The following is a 16,027-nucleotide window of genomic DNA, read 5'->3' on the forward strand; positions in this document are numbered from 1 at the left end:
AGAGAGCCAACAGCCGGCAGCTGACGACGGGGTTCGACGTGGCCTGTTGACGCGCACCATCTACGAGATCCTTGAGCAGAGTCCTGTGCCAATGCACAGCTCAGAGGTGTTGGCGAGCGTCGAGCAGCTCGTCGGATTCACTGACCAGGAGCTGAGCAAGAATGCGAGCGATCAGCTGAGGTGGCGGACGGCTGCGACGCGGGCGCTGTCGTGGTCGACCTTTGCGGGGTGGCTGGAGCGAGATGCCGCCGGCAAGTACCAGTTGACTGAGGACGGCGCTGAGGCGCTGGCAGAGTTGTCGGCTGATGACCTGAGCCTCGAGGTGAGCCGCCGCTATCGCGCCTCAAAGCGCCAGCGCGATGCCCAGGGATGGGGTTCGTTCCTCGACTGGGCGCGCGAGCTGGTCGCCGTGGTCGACCTCGACGCTGAGGAACGTGGCTATAAGCTGAAAGCTGCTGAGAGATGGGCAGCGGCTGGCGCGGCTTGCGCTGCCGGCGCCATCGATTGGGCTGATCAGTTGCGGCAGGCATCCGGATCAGGAAACCTGGTCGACTCATTCGCGCAGGTGTGGCTGCGCAATCGGATTGACGATCATCCAGACCAATTGCGGGCAGCAGTCGGGCGGCTGTATGAGGCCGGAACTGTCGACGCCGTCGAGGCATTCTCCGAAGAGCTCAACTCCTGGGGCGAGTACGTGAGCCCTGGTGACCGCACTGTGTTCGCTTCGTGCGTTCTGCTCGGTCGCGACCCGACGAGCTTTGCTCCGTACCGACCGACCCTCGTGAAGAACTGGGCAGCCCGGGTCGGAGAGTCCGCTGGGGAAGCCCCCCGGGAGCGATACGCCGCGCTGCTCTCACTCTGCGACGGGCTGAGGGAGCGCTGGAGTGACGGCGAGCCACCGCTCCGTGACCGACTCGATGCCCAGGGCCTCGGCTGGGCGGTTCTCAAGTGGTCGGCTCCGGACACCTGGCCTCCGCTGAAGCGAGCCGAGCTGCAGCACTGGCGTGAAGCAGTCGCTGGTGATGCGCGTGTCGAGCGCGGCACCGGAATCTGCCCCACCATGGAGAGCGCGGCGTGGGAGGTGCTGGTCGCTGGGTTGACCGGTCAGACGTCGGCGGTCGTCAAGGGAGTGCGCAGCTGGACCGTCTCCAATGCGCAGGACCTGGCCGCGCGGCTAATCACTGGAAACTCCGGGCTGGGCTTTTCCGATCGGCTGACTCAACAACTGGACGGCGCGGCGGACGGGGTGCGCTGCCTTGCGGCGGAGTTGCTCTACGTCCGAGACGCGCCGCTGCACGACGTACGACCGATCACCAAGGCGAACCGGATCAACGGCATCCTTGCCGAGATGTCGGGTGCGCCGACGCTGCCCGAGGAACTGCTGTCCGCTCTTGATGACGGGCGCGCGTTCGCTGGAGGGCAGGGTTACCACACGCGGGCTCCGGAGCACCTGCAGTGGCTGTGCCGCTTCGTCCTGCACTGGCTGGAGCAGCCTTCGGATGTTGTGGACGACGTGCTGCGCGACCCGTTCGCCCTCCGAAACCTGACTGCGAGCGTGCCCCAGGACTCCCCGTCGATCCGTTACGTCCTTGAGTATCTTGCTTGGCCGGGCTTCTATCCCTCGGTCGTGAGCGCCGCGCATCGCCGAAAAATCCGAAACGGCCTGATCTCGGACGTGGGGGAGCCGAGCGGCGACGGCGACGCCGAGGTGACGCGGGATCTGGTTGCCCTCCTGATCAACCACAGACGGAAGAACAAGAACTTCCGGTCGTGGTACGACCCGCCTTACGTCAACCGTTGGCGGCCCAAGAGCCACACCGGACCGCGCGCCTGGTTGGTGCGCGCCGACCATCCTGACGACGTGGCCGGGTGGCTACGGGACGGCACAGTAGCGTTGCGTGACGAGGCCGGCCTCGCCCTCGTCCCCGGACTGGGACCTGCGGAGATCACGGGGCTCGTCGCCGATGGCTACTCGCACTACCCGCCGTCGCAACGCCAGGAGCTGGCGACCGCCATGCATTCGTTCATGGATGCAATGACTGATGACGACTTGGTCGTGGCGCTGACCGACGAGCACCTGTCGGCCGGTGTCATCGATGACGATGGCGAACAGGGCTCGGTCCTCGCCCGCCGAGTCGCGTGGGGCAAGGCGCGCACCCCGCTCTCCGAGCTCTCACCCAAGCTGAGCGCGGCACTGGAGCAGGAGGGGCACGTCGTGGATCTGACGGGCGTGATCGACCTCCTGCGATCCTTGCCGGATCCCGATGGCACGCCCGATCCTGGGCCGACGCCCCCCTCGCCTCCTCCACGCGCCATGCTGCAGGCGGTCTCCGCTGCCCTCGCCCACGAGTTGTTCATGCCGGTGGCGCCGTTGCAGGAGATGGTTGAACTGCTTAACCGTCGTCGTCAGCTCGTGGTCTACGGTCCGCCCGGCACAGGCAAGACATTCGTCGCAAAAAAGCTGGCGGAGCGACTGGCCGGCTCACAAGACCCGAGCCGGGTGCGCCTGGTGCAGTTTCACCCGTCCTACGCCTACGAGGACTTCTTCGAGGGTTTCCGACCGGTCGAGAACGACGGCGTCGCGCACTTCGCGCTCCAACCCGGGCCGCTCAAGTTGATGGCGGCGGAGGCGGCCAAGGCCGAGAATCAGGACAAGCCCTACGTCCTCATCATCGACGAGCTCAACCGCGCGAACCTTGCGAAGGTTTTTGGGGAGCTGTACTTCCTCTTGGAGTATCGCGAGGAGACCGTTCGTCTGCAGTACAGGCCCACGGAACCGTTCAGCTTGCCCGACAACATGTTCATCATCGGGACAATGAACACGGCCGACCGCTCGATTGCGCTGGTGGACGCCGCCATCCGCAGGCGCTTCCCCTTCTACGAGATGCACCCCCAGCGGGAGCCGGTAAAGGGAGTGCTAGCCGCCTACGCCTCTCGCACCGCGGTTGCCGACGACCGGGTGGCGCTTCTAGAGGAGCTGAACGCGGCCATGGGGCAGCGGGGTCATGACCTGCACATCGGGCCGTCGTATTTGATGCGCGATTGGCTGACTGAGCCTGGCGCGCTGGACCTTGTGTGGCGCTACGACATCCTGCCTCTGCTCCACGAGCACTTCTACGGAAGCAAGACTCCGGAGGCCGTCGACCAGGAGTTCGGGCTGGCTTCGCTCCGGAAGCGCATCATGGGGCGGCAGACTGTCGCGGCGGCCCAGATCGCCGACTCGGTGCTGCCCGCGGAACCGGATGCGCCGGAGGACACTCAAGTTCCGGACGTCCGATGAGTCTCAGGCACGTGTCTCTGGGCGAGCTCGACGCCGAAGGTGTGGAGGCGGTCCTTGGAGCTGACCAAGCCGCAGCGCTGGCCGAGACCAAGCTCGTGGACGTGCGACGGCTTGGAGCGGACACCTACTGCCTGTTGCCGAATGGCCGTGTCGGGGCTGTGCGCTTCGAGGACCTGCAGGTTGAGGTGACGCCGAAGGAGAAGCTGGGCGTAGCTCACCTGATCTTCCTTCTTGGCTACGCCAAGGACCCGGGTTTCCGGCCAGATGGCGTCACCTCCGAGACCTACGGCGACCTGTGGCCAGCGATGGCCAACTCGCTTGGGGCGGCAGTCGAGCGGGCGCTGGTGCGGGGTCTGCTTCAGGCGTACCGAACTGAGCAGGAGGCTCTGCTGACTGTACGCGGCCGAATCGTGTTCGACGAGCAACTTCGTCGGCGTCCGGGCGCCGTCGTACCGATTGAGGTGAGGTATGACGACTACAGCGTTGACATCGCCGAGAACCAGGTACTGCTGGCCGCGATTCACCTGATGCTTGGCGTACCGCGGGTGCCGGCCGAGGTGCGCCGCCGGCTCCTCCACCTGGCCGCACGTTTCGAGGGTGTCACCCGCCTGCTGCCCGGCAGGGGGCTGCCGCGGTGGCACCCGAGCCGGCTCAACGAGCGGTACCACGACGCACTCGGCCTCGCGGAGATCCTCTTGCGCCACGGCTCCGCCCGCGCGACCAGCACTGGCGTCGAGATGTCTGCCTTCGTCGTCGTGATGTGGAAGGTCTTCGAGGACTTCGTCACGACTGCGCTCAAAGAGGCGCTTCGCGACGTTCCCGGTCGGGTCCAACCCCAACTCTCCGCATATCTGACCGGGGACGGAGACTGGGCCTCGGGAATGAGCGGCAAGGGTGCTGACGACCCGCACGGCGATGTCGCGATGAACGTGGACGTGGTCCACCTCGACGACGCGGGCATCCCGCGCGTCGTCTTCGATGCGAAGTACAAGTTGGCCTCGGTCACCGGTGAGTACGCCAACGCTGACCACTACCAAATGCTGGCCTACTGCACGGCGTTGAGGGTTCCCATCGCGTGGCTCGTCTACGCGGGAGGTGGGGCCGACATCCGTCGCTCGGTCAAGCATGCTGACGTCGAGGTCGTTGCCGCGCCGATCGACCTGCGCCAGTCGCCGGAGCGGGTCTTGGGCCGCATCGCCGAGATCGCACGGTCGGCGATGGTTATGGCAGAGCCTCGCTTGCCAACCGCTCGGCCCAGCTGAGGAAGCCGAAGGGAAGCAGGCGGCCTGGCCTATTCGACCGCGCGCCCGGCTACCACGATTGTCACAGGCACTCTCTACGTGGCGCAGTCAACCTTGGCGACGAGTACGCTCCATCGAACTGTTCCCGGATGCGAGGCGTTGACATGACAGAGGCTCCAGCCCAGCTATGGCGACAACAGCTTGATGAGATAGCCGTCGTAGATGGGGAGTCAGACGAACGCACGCAGATGTTGCTCTGGCTGCTCAGGTCGGTATACGACCAAGAGGAGCTAGACAGCTACGAAGGTGTGTTCGCCCGTCGACTTCGGGTTCAGACCCGGGCTGGTGCTGTGTGGATCGACGGACTCGCGCACCACCCGCGGGGCGACGTCATGGAGCACGTTGTGCTGGTTTGGATAGATGAGGGAGACCTACGTGAGCAACAGTTCGCGGGAGCGGTCGCGCTCGCTAGTCTCGCTGAGCATGAACCACAGCTCCTAGAGTCCGCCATCTTGAACACGGACGCGGCGACTCGGCTGCAGAATGATCTGCTGAGAGCAAGGAGTGACGCGCGGAATTTCACTTGGAGAGTCGCTGCTGTCTCCCCGGTTGCCTGGGACGACGACCAAGGTCCAGAAGGGGCACGACTTGAGCCATGGGACGCCAACCGGATGGCTGGAATCGCCGCCGCGCAGCGGGCGCCGGGATTGCTTAGAGAGGTCCTAACGGTCGACGTCCCGGAAAGTCAACGGCTAGCGACAAAGTCCGGTTCGAGGAAGGTGTTCGTTGCCCCTGTCTCAGGCCGAGAGATCGCCGAATGGCCGGGCATTGATAGTCGACGACTTTTTGATCTGAACGTTCGGTTCAGCCTGGGAGGAACCTCAAGGGTTCGACAATCCCTTGATGGGGCTTTCGCGGAACGAAATCAGGAAGATTTTATCGCATTCCACAATGGCTTAACCGTAATTTGCCACGAGGTTCGAGAGTCACCGTCCAGCCTGGATATAGTCGATGTTTCGGTGGTAAACGGGGCGCAATCCGTTATTGCCCTAAGAGCAAATCGTCATAAGATCACCGAAGATCTCCGGGTTCTTGTGAAATTTGTTGAGGTCGGCGACGACGACCAGTTGGCGCGGCAGATAGCCGTTAGAAGTAACACTCAGAATCCCGTCAGTGGACGAAACCTCCGTGCTTTGGATGAATCGCAGGTGAGGTTTGCGCAGGAACTCGCCGTTCGCGGCTATGTTCTCGATACCAGGCCAGACACGAGTAGAGTTCCTGTCGAGAAGACCATCCGAAATGACGACGCGGCTCAGTGGATCTGTGCTGTCTATCTGGAACGCCCGTGGCTCGCCGTAAAGCGCACCTCGCTGTTTAATCCCGAGATATTCCAGGACATTTTCGGCCCGGACAGAACGCCCGAGCAGATCATCCTCCTGAACACGTTGCGCGGTGTCGTCAACTCCTTTAGGGAACAGTTCCCACCTTCGATGAGGAGGGCATGGCTGTTGACGGCCTTAACTTGCATGTACCTGTGTGGTCAACTCCTGCGGTTCGACGACGATCACAATCGCGTGCTATTACATCCTGAAGTTTTTGAGGGAGACGCGGACGTGACTGTAGCGTCGCTCATTCCGGTGGCTCAATTTGTGGTCAACTTCCTGAACGAACGCCACGAGCGATCTCGCGAGAGCAGTGAAGAAGACGATTTTCGAGTCCAGTTCAAAAGGCAGCGGACATTGCTCGAAATGTCGGCCGAAATCAAGAAGAAGTGGCGGCTCGAAAAGCGGGACCGTAGGGCATGAGCGACCGGCGTGCACTCGTTGTTGGAGTGGGGCATTATGACTCATGGGATCCGCTTCCGGCCTGCTTGGCTGACGCTGATGAGATGGAACGCGTGCTCGAGACGCATGCAGACACTAGTCCCAACTTCGACGTAACCGTCCTGCGGTCTGACGCGGGTAGAGCGCTTAGTGCTGAGGACCTGATGTTCGAATTCGACCTGCTTCTTGAGAAGTCCGCTGGGTTCGACCTAGTGTTCTACTTCAGCGGTCATGGAAGCGTCACAAAGTACGGACTCCAGCTAGCACTTGCGCACGCTGAGGGCGACTTCGATTCAGGGGTGAATTTTGATGTCCTCATGCACCGAGCAAGCCAGGAAACGTACGAATCATTGACCGTAATTCTCGACTGCTGTTTCTCGGGTTCGGCCTCCAATATCGGACTGAGCGATCACTTAGGCTTGTCAATCATGCGACCGAATACAACAATCTTGGCTAGTTCGCAGGCTGGCCGCCCGTCCCATGCAACGCAATCTTTTAGTCATTACACTCGCGCCCTCGTAGAGGGGTTCGATGGATTGGCCGTCGATGCGTTAGGACAAGTGACACCGTTCGAACTGCATCGTCGAGCCATGATAGAAATGCGCAACTTAGGCAATAGTCCTCCAGTGCTTAAGTCACACAACTCGGATCTGCTGGTGCTGAGGCAAGCATAAAGAAGGCCGCCTGGTCGACGCGCAACAACCGATGGTGGTGCCAGCGGCTAGACCTCGTCAACGGCAAGCGTGACCGTTGGTTCAACTGGCAGTGGTCGCGCACGCAGAGCCCGGGCATCGCGGTGCATGTTGATCGGAGTGTTCATCAGGACGGTGGTGGTCATGAGTTCGAAGAATCGGCCAGGGGCCAACTCGCTGGGGATCAGGTCGTGCCTGAGAGTCACTTGTGGGAGCGAGTTGACGCTGATCTGGACTCGTGGGACTTGCTGAGCGGCGGAGTCACTGGGAATGGCCAGATCAATGTCGATTGGGGCTGCATCCTCTAAAGCGCCGGCGTCGTCCCCCGGCGGAACGGGAGAGTTCCACTCCGGAACAATAAGTCCAACTGCGTCGTACGCGTCGTCCTCACGACCCAGCTTCGCCAGCAGGTCGAGGAGCCAGGCTGCGGTATCGGACTCCTCGGTGAACGCGGTCGAGCGGAGCGAATACATGAAACCGAGCGCGGCCTGCGGATGACGGAGGCTAAGGTTCTTGGCGTCGCCATAGGACTCTTCGACGCGATTGGCGGCGTTCTTCCCGAAGGACGAGTCCATGCGTTTGGTCGAGATCATCAGCTCGGGACCCGTCTGCCACGTGCTCATCACGACGTCGACCTGCTTGACGTAGTTCTTTCCGAGCAGGTTGGCACTGGCGCTCGCGGTTCCCCCGCTGAATCCTTTGTCGAGTCGTTGTTGGACCGCGCTTCGTAGGTCCCTGGGGAGACTCTCAACCAAGGCCGCCACGTCGGGCGGAAGGACGCGCGGAGCCTCGGCCCGGGGCCAGACACGGTCAGGGTGGAACCCCGCGCGACGCAGCTCGTAAGCAGTCCAAACATCAACCGCGAGGGCGGGCACGCCGGACTGAGAGAGCGCCCCAAGGAACACCGGAACACCGAGCAGGCGCTCGAGGGTGCTGTAGTCGGGCCGGAATTCGAGGTTGTTGTTGACTACGACCCACGGGTTAACTCCCCGAAGCGGTGCTTCGGCAACAACTTGATCAAATAGCCCCCAAGCCTGGGACTTCATAGTCGGTTCAGCCACGTGGAGCAACCTCTCGGCCGCGCGCAACACGACGCTTTGTCATCTCCGCTCGGGCCTCGCGCACCGCGTCGATCTCGCGATCTCGCAGACCAAGCGCTCCGGCAAGCAGCACGTCGTCAACCAGACGCACTGCATCCAGCAGCCGCCCCCCGCGCAAGTGATCGGAGACCGGTCGGCGCAGAGCTAACAATTCGACTCGATGCGCACCGACCAGTTCTACCGACGGAACGGGAAGGACATCTGCTTCGCGAGGCTCGAGTTTCAACATGCCTCCGCCATAGGCGCGGCCGACGGTTTCTGCCCCCAGTAGCGTCATCGAGTTGAGGGAGGCGAGTGGCAGCAACTGGGCTCCTATGTCGCGGTACTCGGCACGCAGGAAGATTCCGTGCACCGAGTTGAGGTGATGTGCCCCAGCCCTGTTGGTGGTAATCCTTGGGGTGTCCGCGTTCATGTACGTCAGAAATAGGTCAGCCTGCCGGACATAGGGCACACGCCACCACGGATTGCGGACCCTGCACTTATAGGCGAGGTGTACGCCGGCGGCCTCCCCCGCTTCAATGTATTTTCTCGCGGCAGGGGACGGGTCCTGAACTGGACGGAACAGCCAGGTGGCCGCGCCGCGGTCGCCGAGTGCCGAGTGTGATCGGTTAGTGAACGAGAGCCCGCGCAGATGTCGTGAGCCTGGCGGGCTTAGCCGGATCAGGTCGCTCTGCACTAAGCCCAACTCTTCGACGCGCGTAGGGGAGAGGGCGAAGTACTTATTGTTTCCCGTCACCATGCCAAGTGTCGTTTCACCCCATGCTTGAAGCTCGGAGAACCCTGATGAGCCTGTCGCAGTGACGTACGCCGCGTCCGCGGCACCCGAGAGCATGAGTCCACTCCACTTGGCGCTGGGTGAGGAGGGCTTCCACTTGCGTCCCATCGCGAACTCGGAAAGGGCGGCCGCGTCCTGAACCTGAAAGATGTCGCAGTGATCCGTGCCCTTGGTTCCGGATCGGCCGAAACCATCCGCGAGCAAGAGCACGACCTCCTCTTGGACACCAGGAAAGACACGATCGACAAAGAGAACAAGGCCAACCGAGCGGAAGTGCTGCATGAGGAAGCGGCGTACGTCGGCCGCGTAGTTGACGGTCAACAGTTCGGCGGGAAGGACGAGTCCGAGGCGGCCCCCTTCCTTCAAGAACAGTGCCGAGTGAACGGTAAAGGCAGCCCAGGAGGACGCCAGCCCGGTAAGCGAGACACCCGCCCGGAGGGCCGCTTCCCGAGCCCTGAGGCGCGCGTCGCCGCTGAAGTCCTGGTAGCGGACGTACGGCGGGTTCCCGATGACGGCGTCGTACGAGCCGTCGGGGGTACACGCGAAGAAGTCACCCGATCGGATGGAGGCTCGAATCCCTTCGGCGCGAAGTGTCCGCTCACTCTCAGCCGCCGATGGCGAGTGCAGTTCGACTCCATCGAGCGCACCTTGGTGGCGGCCGTCTCGGCCAGCCTCGTGTAGGAAGATCGCCTCCCCACACGAGGGCTCAAGGATCGCGTCATCTTCAGATTTGACGGCCCAGTCGGCGATGAATCGCGCCACCGGTTGGGGGGTGAAGAACGCCCCTCGCGCCTTGCGCAGCGCAGCAGAGTCACCTGGAAGCATGGGGCCATCCTGCCGTACACGACCGACAGCGCATGGAAGCCGCGCCTCACTTGGTCGGCATACCAAGTCGACCACGAGAGCCGACCGCCTGGTGGCTCTGTGGTCCGGGGATTCGTCAGACGGTCAGACACGAGCCATGAAGCCAGGCATTGCGTGGTGATGAGCTTGTGGCCGTGCCCACCCTTCGCGAACGCCGAGGTGGGGTTCTGCACTAGCGGCAAGGATTAGTCGTCCTTCGGCCGCTCGGGGGCGCTCATTAAATGAGAAGAGATGCCAAGGCTCTCGGCTCTGAGGGCAGCGTTGACGTCCTGCGTCAGAAAGAAGCACCTGGCCGGCGGGTGCCCAATGAAGTCACGCAGCCTGGCGAGCCGGTCAAGTAGCTCGTCGTCGTTGTTGGGCAGCTTGACGTGGTGGAGCGGGTCCATGAGGAGCTGAAGCGTGATCTCGCCACCATGGGGTGATGACGCGAAGGCTACTGGGGATCCGCCTCGACCTCTTAGGTGTCCGTGGAGCCATCGGGCGACGTTAATCGCCCGCTGTCGACTTCTGCCGTTGCGATGCCCGACTCCATCGAGTTCGTCGACCAGGAGGATGGGCACGATGAGGCGTAGTTCTCGCGTCTCAGAAACGCGCGACTGCGGTATCTCGCTAACCAATTGGAACCATGGCACCTTGGCGAGCGAGACGGTCTGATCGATCCACACATTCGAATCAACCAGGACCAGACTTGCATCTCTCCCCAGGCTCAGTGCTGAGCAGGCGCGCCGGATCACCGCTGCGGTGTCCTCTAGCAGCCTTTTGCGATGTTGTAACTCGGCGTTCGCGCCCCTCACATTGGCCGCGGTCGGTTCAGGGTTCGCGGCTATAGACCAGTAGCGAGGACTTGTGAGGAGACGTTCGAGGTCGCGTGGGGAGAGCTTGCGCTGGAGCGTTTCGACTCCGGCGTCAACCCAGGCGAGGTAGCTCTCCACCATCTCGCGTTGTCCACCATGCACGGCGCTGGTCCTGTTGATGACATCTTGGAGCGCGATTGCCAGGTCCTCCCCAGTGCCGGTGGTCGGCCAGAGCATCAAACGTCGGTCCATGACATCCACCTTCAATTGGGCTCGGGATCACGACAGGTCCACTGGCAGGGTAGAGATGGACCTGCAGTGCCCTGGGCGACGGACACAACCTTCCACGCGCTATCAGGATGTCCGCGCGTCGGTGAAGTTATTCGCGAGACAGGTCGACCCCAAGAGCCGATGCAAAGCCTTGTGCCCGCCGGCAGAGGTGGCCAGAGGCGAGTAGATGCGTTCCACTTGCAGGCCTTGTGTTCGATCTGTGCCAGGAACCAAGGCTAACCAGCAGGAAATTCGGTGGGCGATACTGGGTTTGAACCAGTGACCTCTTCCGTGTCAGGGAAGCGCGCTACCACTGCGCCAATCGCCCATTGTGAAGTTGTGGAGGTGGGTACGGGATTTGAACCCGTGTACACGGATTTGCAGTCCGTTGCCTCGCCTCTCGGCCAACCCACCGTGACGGCCAGGCCTCCAACGACCTACTCCGAGCGGACAACGAGACTCGAACTCGCGACCTCAACCTTGGCAAGGTTGCGCTCTACCAACTGAGCTATGTCCGCACGCTCATCTGCTCCCACCCGAGGGCCGGACCTGATGTGCGTGAGAACCGTACCCGATGGTTCGCGGCGGTCCCAAACCGGCCACGCCGTGTGTCGCCGAGCCGGTCCCGGAAGCCCGCGGTTGCGCCTCCTAGAGTGGCCGGATGCGCGCCTGGATCGACGGAGACCTGCTGGATGACCCGACGGGACCGGCCGTCTCGGTCGTCGACCACGGGGTGACCGTGGGGGACGGGGTGTTTGAGGCGATCAAGGTCGTCGATGGTCTGCCGTTCGCGCTGGAGCGTCACCTGGAGCGCCTGCAGCGCTCCGCGAGCGGGCTGGGGCTGCCGGAGGTCGACCTGGACGCCGTACGGCGTGGGGTGCGGGCCACCGTGGAGGGACAGGACCTGCCGCTGGGGCGGATCCGGATCACGGTGACCGGCGGGCCGGCGCCGCTGGGCTCGGGCCGGGGCGACCACGCGCCGACGATGATCGTGGTGGCCGCGCCGATGGACCCGTCCGCTGCGACGACGACAGTGGCGACTGTCCCGTGGCCGCGCAACGAGCGAGGGGCGACCGCCGGCCTCAAGACCACGTCGTACGCGGAGAACGTCATCGCGCTCGCCGAGGCGAAGCGGCGTGGGGCGACGGAGGCGGTCTTCGCCAACCTCCAGGGACACGTGTGCGAGGGCACGGGCTCGAACGTCTTCTACGTCGTCGACGGCGAGCTGCGCACGCCGACGCTGGCCAGCGGATGTCTGGCCGGCGTGACGCGGGGCCTGCTGCTCGAGTGGTACGGCGGTCGGGAGGTCGACGAGCCGCTGGAGGTCGTCGCCGCGGCCAGTGAGGTGTTCCTCGCGTCGACCACGCGCGACGTGCAAGGGGTCGAGCGCTGGGACGGGATCGAGCACGTGGCGCCCGGGCCGGTCACGCAGGACGCGCTGGCGACCTGGCGCAAGCACGAACCGGAGCTACTCGGCTTCTGAGCCCGTCAGCAGGTCGTGGACGAGGCCGTCGAGGTCGAGCAGGCCGGCTTCTTGGCCGAACGGCACCGCGTCCCGCGTCTGCGCGAGGAACGTGTGCAGCTCGGACGTGCGGGCCTGCGTGAGCAGCCGGCCGCTGGGGGAGTGGAAGTCGAAGACCACGACCGCGCGGCCCTCGTCGTCGATCGAGGGCCACAGGCGGATGTCACCGTCGCCGGCCGGCTCCGTGAGTCCCTGGACGACCAGCGAGCGGGCCACCGCCCAGCTGACGTCGCCGCCGGGGATGTGGAACGTCAGCCACACCGCGTACGGGTCGTCGGAGCGATAGCCGAACGAGGCGACGAAGACGACGTCCGCGCCGCGCTCGTCGAGGCAGCGCAGGGTGATGTCCTGGCTCACGGCGGGGCTGACGGGCTGCGTCATGACGATCCTTGTCCGAGGTCCTGGTGTCTGAGGACGAGATGGTGGTCTCGAGAAGGTCTGACGCAGTGTGAGAGCGTTTGGTTGCATCCTCGGCGGAAGTTTTTTCGGCGGGGGGCTTTACGGAGCTGTTCTGTCCCTCCGTTGGCGGTCGGCTCGCGGGGTCTCGACGGGCGCTTGTCGCTGGCGCTCCTCGCTGCTCGACCATCGGTAGTGGGGGCGCGAGTGTGAGAGGTCCGGCGGGATGGGCTAGAGTCTGCGACCGCAGTAGAGGGGCGATTGGCGCAGTGGTAGCGCGCTTCGTTCACACCGAAGAGGTCACTGGTTCGAACCCAGTATCGCCCACCCTCACACCGCTTCTTCCGGCCTCGATCGGCCGTTCTTCTGCCAGCGCGCGGCGATCGTTCTAGCCTGAGCAGGATCTGCTGTCTCACGCCCGGTGGTATGCCATGCGTCGCCCGCTCTCGCTCCTCGTCGTCGCCTCGCTCGCGCTCCTCGGCGCGGTCGTGGCCGGTCCTCCGGCTGCCGTCGCGGCCGACCCTTTGACGGGGCGGCTGGTCGACGCGACGGGGTCGCACTCGGCCGTGGCGGGGGCGACGGTCCGGCTTCGTAAGGTCAAGGGCGGCGAGCCGGGGCCCGTGGTCGACACGGATACGACGAACGGCAAGGGAAGGTTCGAGCTGGACGCCGGGCCCGGCGCCGACGACGAGTACTACGTGCAGGTCGTGCCCGGGACCTATCAGGGCGGGTTCGTCGGCGACGGCTACGTGCAGCCGAGGGCGGCGGGCGCCATGACGTACGGCCCGCACGCCGCGATCGGCAAGATCCTCGCCAACCCGGCGTACATCCAGGGCCGCGTCGTCAACAGCGTGACCAAGCGCCCCGTGCGCGGCGTGAGGGTGACCGCGCGCAGCGCCAACGACCTCGGCCAGGTCGAGGGCGCGGACACCACCGACCGGCAGGGCCGCTTCCGGATCAACCGCCTCGAGTGCGAGGACGACTGCTACCTGCGGGTCAACGGCGCACCGAGGGGCCACGAGGTCGGCTACCGCGCGTGCGACGCCGGCGTCGTGCCGGCCTGGGGCGACGCGTGCGCCTCGCCGATCGGCCGGATCGGCCGGGTCTTTCTCGACAAGGGCTGACCGGGACGGCCGGGCGGGGCGATACTCGGGCGCGCTGTCACGGCGGACCTCGATAGCATCGAGTGTCGGCCCGGACCCGGGTCGTCGTCGTTTGCCAGTCAGGAGCCCCACGTGTCCGAGATCAAGGTCGTCCGCATCCACGCCGGTGAGCGTGAGGAGCGGACCACCACGACGGGCACCAAGGCGTGGGAGCTGTTCGCCGAGGACACCGAGGTGATCGCCGCCCGCGTCGGCGACCACGAGCAGGGCGAGCTCAAGGATCTGTCGTACGAGCTGCAGGACGGCGACGAGGTCGCCGGGGTGGCGATCGACAGCCAGGACGGGCTCGACATCCTGCGCCACTCGACCGCGCACGTCATGGCGCAGGCCGTGCAGGAACTCTTCCCGGATGCCAAGCTCGGCATCGGTCCGCCGATCGAGAACGGCTTCTACTACGACTTCGACGTCGAGAAGCCGTTCGTGCCCGAGGACCTCGACAAGATCGAGACCCGGATGCGCAAGATCATCAAGGAGGGCCAGCGCTTCGCGCGGCGCGTCACCAGCGACGCCGACGCGATCGACGAGCTGCAGGACGAGCCGTACAAGATCGAGCTCATCGGGCTCAAGGGCTCCGGCAAGTCCGACGACGCCGCCGAGGGCGCGAGCGTCGAGGTCGGCGCCGGCGAGCTGACGATCTACGACAACATCAAGCGCAACGGCGACGTCGCCTGGAGCGACCTGTGCCGTGGGCCGCACCTGCCCACCACCAAGCGGATCCCGGCGTTCAAGCTGATGCGCTCGGCGGCGGCGTACTGGCGCGGCGACGAGAAGAACAAGATGCTCCAGCGCGTCTACGGCACCGCCTGGCCGTCCAAGGAGGAGCTCGAGGCGCACCTGCACCGCATCGAGGAGGCCGAGCGCCGCGACCACCGCAAGCTCGGTCGCGACCTGGACCTCTTCAGCTTCCCCGACGAGATCGGCTCCGGCCTGGCGGTCTTCCACCCCAAGGGCGGGGTGATCAAGCGGGTCATGGAGGACTACGTCCGCCAGCGGCACATCGAGGAGGGCTTCGACTACGTCGGCACCCCCCACATCTCCAAGGAGGGGCTCTTCCAGCTCTCGGGGCACCTGCCGTACTACAAGGACACGATGTTCCCGTCGATCGAGTTCGAGGGCGCGGACTACTACCTCAAGGCCATGAACTGCCCCATGCACAACCTGATCTTCAGGTCGCGCGGGCGGTCCTACCGCGAGCTGCCGCTGCGGCTGTTCGAGTTCGGGTCGGTCTACCGCTACGAGAAGTCCGGCGTCATCCACGGCCTGACCCGCGTGCGCGGGCTGACCCAGGACGACTCGCACTCCTACGTCACCCCCGAGCAGGCGCCGGCCGAGATCAAGCACCTGCTCGACTTCGTGCTCGGGTTGCTCAAGGACTTCGGGCTCGACGACTTCTACCTCGAGATGTCGACGCGCGACGACTCCAAGCCCGACAAGTTCGTGGGTTCCGACGAGGACTGGGCGACCGCGACCGCCGTTCTGGAGCAGGCGGCGCGCGACAGCGGCCTGGAGCTCGTGCCGGACCCGGGCGGGGCGGCGTTCTACGGCCCCAAGATCTCGGTGCAGTGCCGCGACGCCATCGGGCGCACCTGGCAGATGTCGACGATCCAGTACGACTTCAACCAGCCCAAGGGCTTCGACCTGCACTTCACCGCCTCCGACGGCTCGCGCCAGCAGCCGGTGATGATCCACTCGGCGAAGTTCGGCTCGCTGGAGCGCTTCTTCGGCGTCCTCGTCGAGCACTACGCCGGCGCGTTCCCGCCGTGGCTCGCGCCCGTGCAGGTGCAGGGCATCCCGATCGCGGAGCGCCACGCCGACTACCTGTACGACGTCGCGCGGCGGATGAAGTCGGCCGGCCTGCGGGTCGAGGTCGACGACTCCGACGACCGGATGCAGAAGAAGATCCGCAACGCGCAGCTGCAGAAGGTGCCGTTCATGGTGATCGCAGGCGACGACGACGTGGCCGCCGGAGCCGTGTCGTTCCGCTACCGCGACGGTCGCCAGGACAACGGCGTCCCGATCGAGGAGGCCATCGAGCGTGTGAGCGCCGCGGTGGCCACGCGCGAGCAGGTCTGAGTCGGCTCCGGCGATCGAGCAGCGAAGGCGTTCT

The 16,027-nt window shown here is 64.7% G+C and carries 11 protein-coding genes and 4 tRNA genes; 8 read left to right on the top strand and 7 right to left on the bottom strand.

The window, feature by feature from the left end; translation table 11 throughout:
- The first annotated feature begins 46 nt into the window (after positions 1-46).
- The 4 genes from IRQ30_RS04490 to IRQ30_RS24340 all read left to right on the top strand — a co-directional run bounded on the left by IRQ30_RS04490 (position 47) and on the right by IRQ30_RS24340 (position 7,018).
- Positions 47-3,280: an AAA family ATPase gene (locus IRQ30_RS04490; RefSeq protein ID WP_193611822.1), complete on the top strand. Its 3,234-nt coding sequence runs from the start codon at positions 47-49 to the stop codon at positions 3,278-3,280.
- 11 nt (positions 3,281-3,291) lie between these two features.
- The gene (locus IRQ30_RS04495; protein WP_193611823.1) at positions 3,292-4,542 is read left to right on the top strand and encodes a 5-methylcytosine restriction system specificity protein McrC; all 1,251 of its coding nucleotides are present in this window, start codon (positions 3,292-3,294) and stop codon (positions 4,540-4,542) included.
- Between the two features lie 143 nt (positions 4,543-4,685).
- The gene (locus IRQ30_RS04500; protein ID WP_193611824.1) at positions 4,686-6,326 is read left to right on the top strand and encodes an AIPR family protein; all 1,641 of its coding nucleotides are present in this window, start codon (positions 4,686-4,688) and stop codon (positions 6,324-6,326) included.
- Positions 6,323-7,018: a caspase family protein gene (locus IRQ30_RS24340; protein WP_193611825.1), complete on the top strand. Its 696-nt coding sequence runs from the start codon at positions 6,323-6,325 to the stop codon at positions 7,016-7,018. The genes IRQ30_RS04500 and IRQ30_RS24340 overlap by 4 nt, the downstream gene beginning before the upstream one ends.
- Before the next feature lie 47 nt (positions 7,019-7,065).
- On the opposite strand, the gene IRQ30_RS04510 is transcribed toward IRQ30_RS24340, so the two are convergent.
- The 6 genes from IRQ30_RS04510 to IRQ30_RS04535 form a co-directional block, all read right to left on the bottom strand.
- Complete coding sequence (locus IRQ30_RS04510) at positions 7,066-8,097, bottom strand: hypothetical protein (protein ID WP_227466950.1); 1,032 nt, start codon at positions 8,095-8,097, stop codon at positions 7,066-7,068.
- A complete protein-coding gene (locus tag IRQ30_RS04515) occupies positions 8,090-9,736 on the bottom strand; it encodes an Eco57I restriction-modification methylase domain-containing protein (RefSeq protein ID WP_193611826.1) in 1,647 nt (548 codons plus the stop codon). The genes IRQ30_RS04510 and IRQ30_RS04515 overlap by 8 nt, the downstream gene beginning before the upstream one ends.
- A 224-nt stretch (positions 9,737-9,960) precedes the next feature.
- The gene (locus IRQ30_RS04520) at positions 9,961-10,821 is read right to left on the bottom strand and encodes a PIN domain-containing protein (protein WP_193611827.1); all 861 of its coding nucleotides are present in this window, start codon (positions 10,819-10,821) and stop codon (positions 9,961-9,963) included.
- A gap of 274 nt (positions 10,822-11,095) precedes the next feature.
- A tRNA-Val gene (locus tag IRQ30_RS04525) sits at positions 11,096-11,167 on the bottom strand.
- A 12-nt stretch (positions 11,168-11,179) separates the two neighbouring features.
- Positions 11,180-11,253 (bottom strand) — tRNA-Cys (locus IRQ30_RS04530).
- A 31-nt stretch (positions 11,254-11,284) separates the two neighbouring features.
- Positions 11,285-11,357 (bottom strand) — tRNA-Gly (locus IRQ30_RS04535).
- 143 nt (positions 11,358-11,500) lie between these two features.
- On the opposite strand from IRQ30_RS04535, the gene IRQ30_RS04540 reads away from it, so the two are divergent.
- Complete coding sequence (locus IRQ30_RS04540; protein ID WP_193611828.1) at positions 11,501-12,322, top strand: aminotransferase class IV; 822 nt, start codon at positions 11,501-11,503, stop codon at positions 12,320-12,322.
- Here the strand turns inward: IRQ30_RS04540 and IRQ30_RS04545 are convergent.
- The gene (locus IRQ30_RS04545; RefSeq protein ID WP_193611829.1) at positions 12,308-12,742 is read right to left on the bottom strand and encodes an SsgA family sporulation/cell division regulator; all 435 of its coding nucleotides are present in this window, start codon (positions 12,740-12,742) and stop codon (positions 12,308-12,310) included. The two genes, IRQ30_RS04540 and IRQ30_RS04545, sit on opposite strands and share 15 nt — an antisense overlap.
- Positions 12,743-13,012: 270 nt before the next feature.
- On the opposite strand from IRQ30_RS04545, the gene IRQ30_RS04550 reads away from it, so the two are divergent.
- The 3 genes from IRQ30_RS04550 (at position 13,013) to thrS (ending at position 15,993) form a co-directional block, all read left to right on the top strand.
- Positions 13,013-13,084 (top strand) — tRNA-Val (locus IRQ30_RS04550).
- A gap of 104 nt (positions 13,085-13,188) precedes the next feature.
- The gene (locus tag IRQ30_RS04555; protein WP_193611830.1) at positions 13,189-13,881 is read left to right on the top strand and encodes a collagen binding domain-containing protein; all 693 of its coding nucleotides are present in this window, start codon (positions 13,189-13,191) and stop codon (positions 13,879-13,881) included.
- Between the two features lie 111 nt (positions 13,882-13,992).
- Positions 13,993-15,993 (top strand): threonine--tRNA ligase, encoded by a 2,001-nt coding sequence (gene thrS, locus IRQ30_RS04560; RefSeq protein WP_193611831.1) that lies wholly within the window; start codon positions 13,993-13,995, stop codon positions 15,991-15,993.
- Positions 15,994-16,027: the final 34 nt, after the last annotated feature.

This window comes from Nocardioides lijunqiniae, from assembly GCF_015024225.1.
Classification (GTDB): Bacteria; Actinomycetota; Actinomycetes; order Propionibacteriales; family Nocardioidaceae; genus Nocardioides; species Nocardioides lijunqiniae.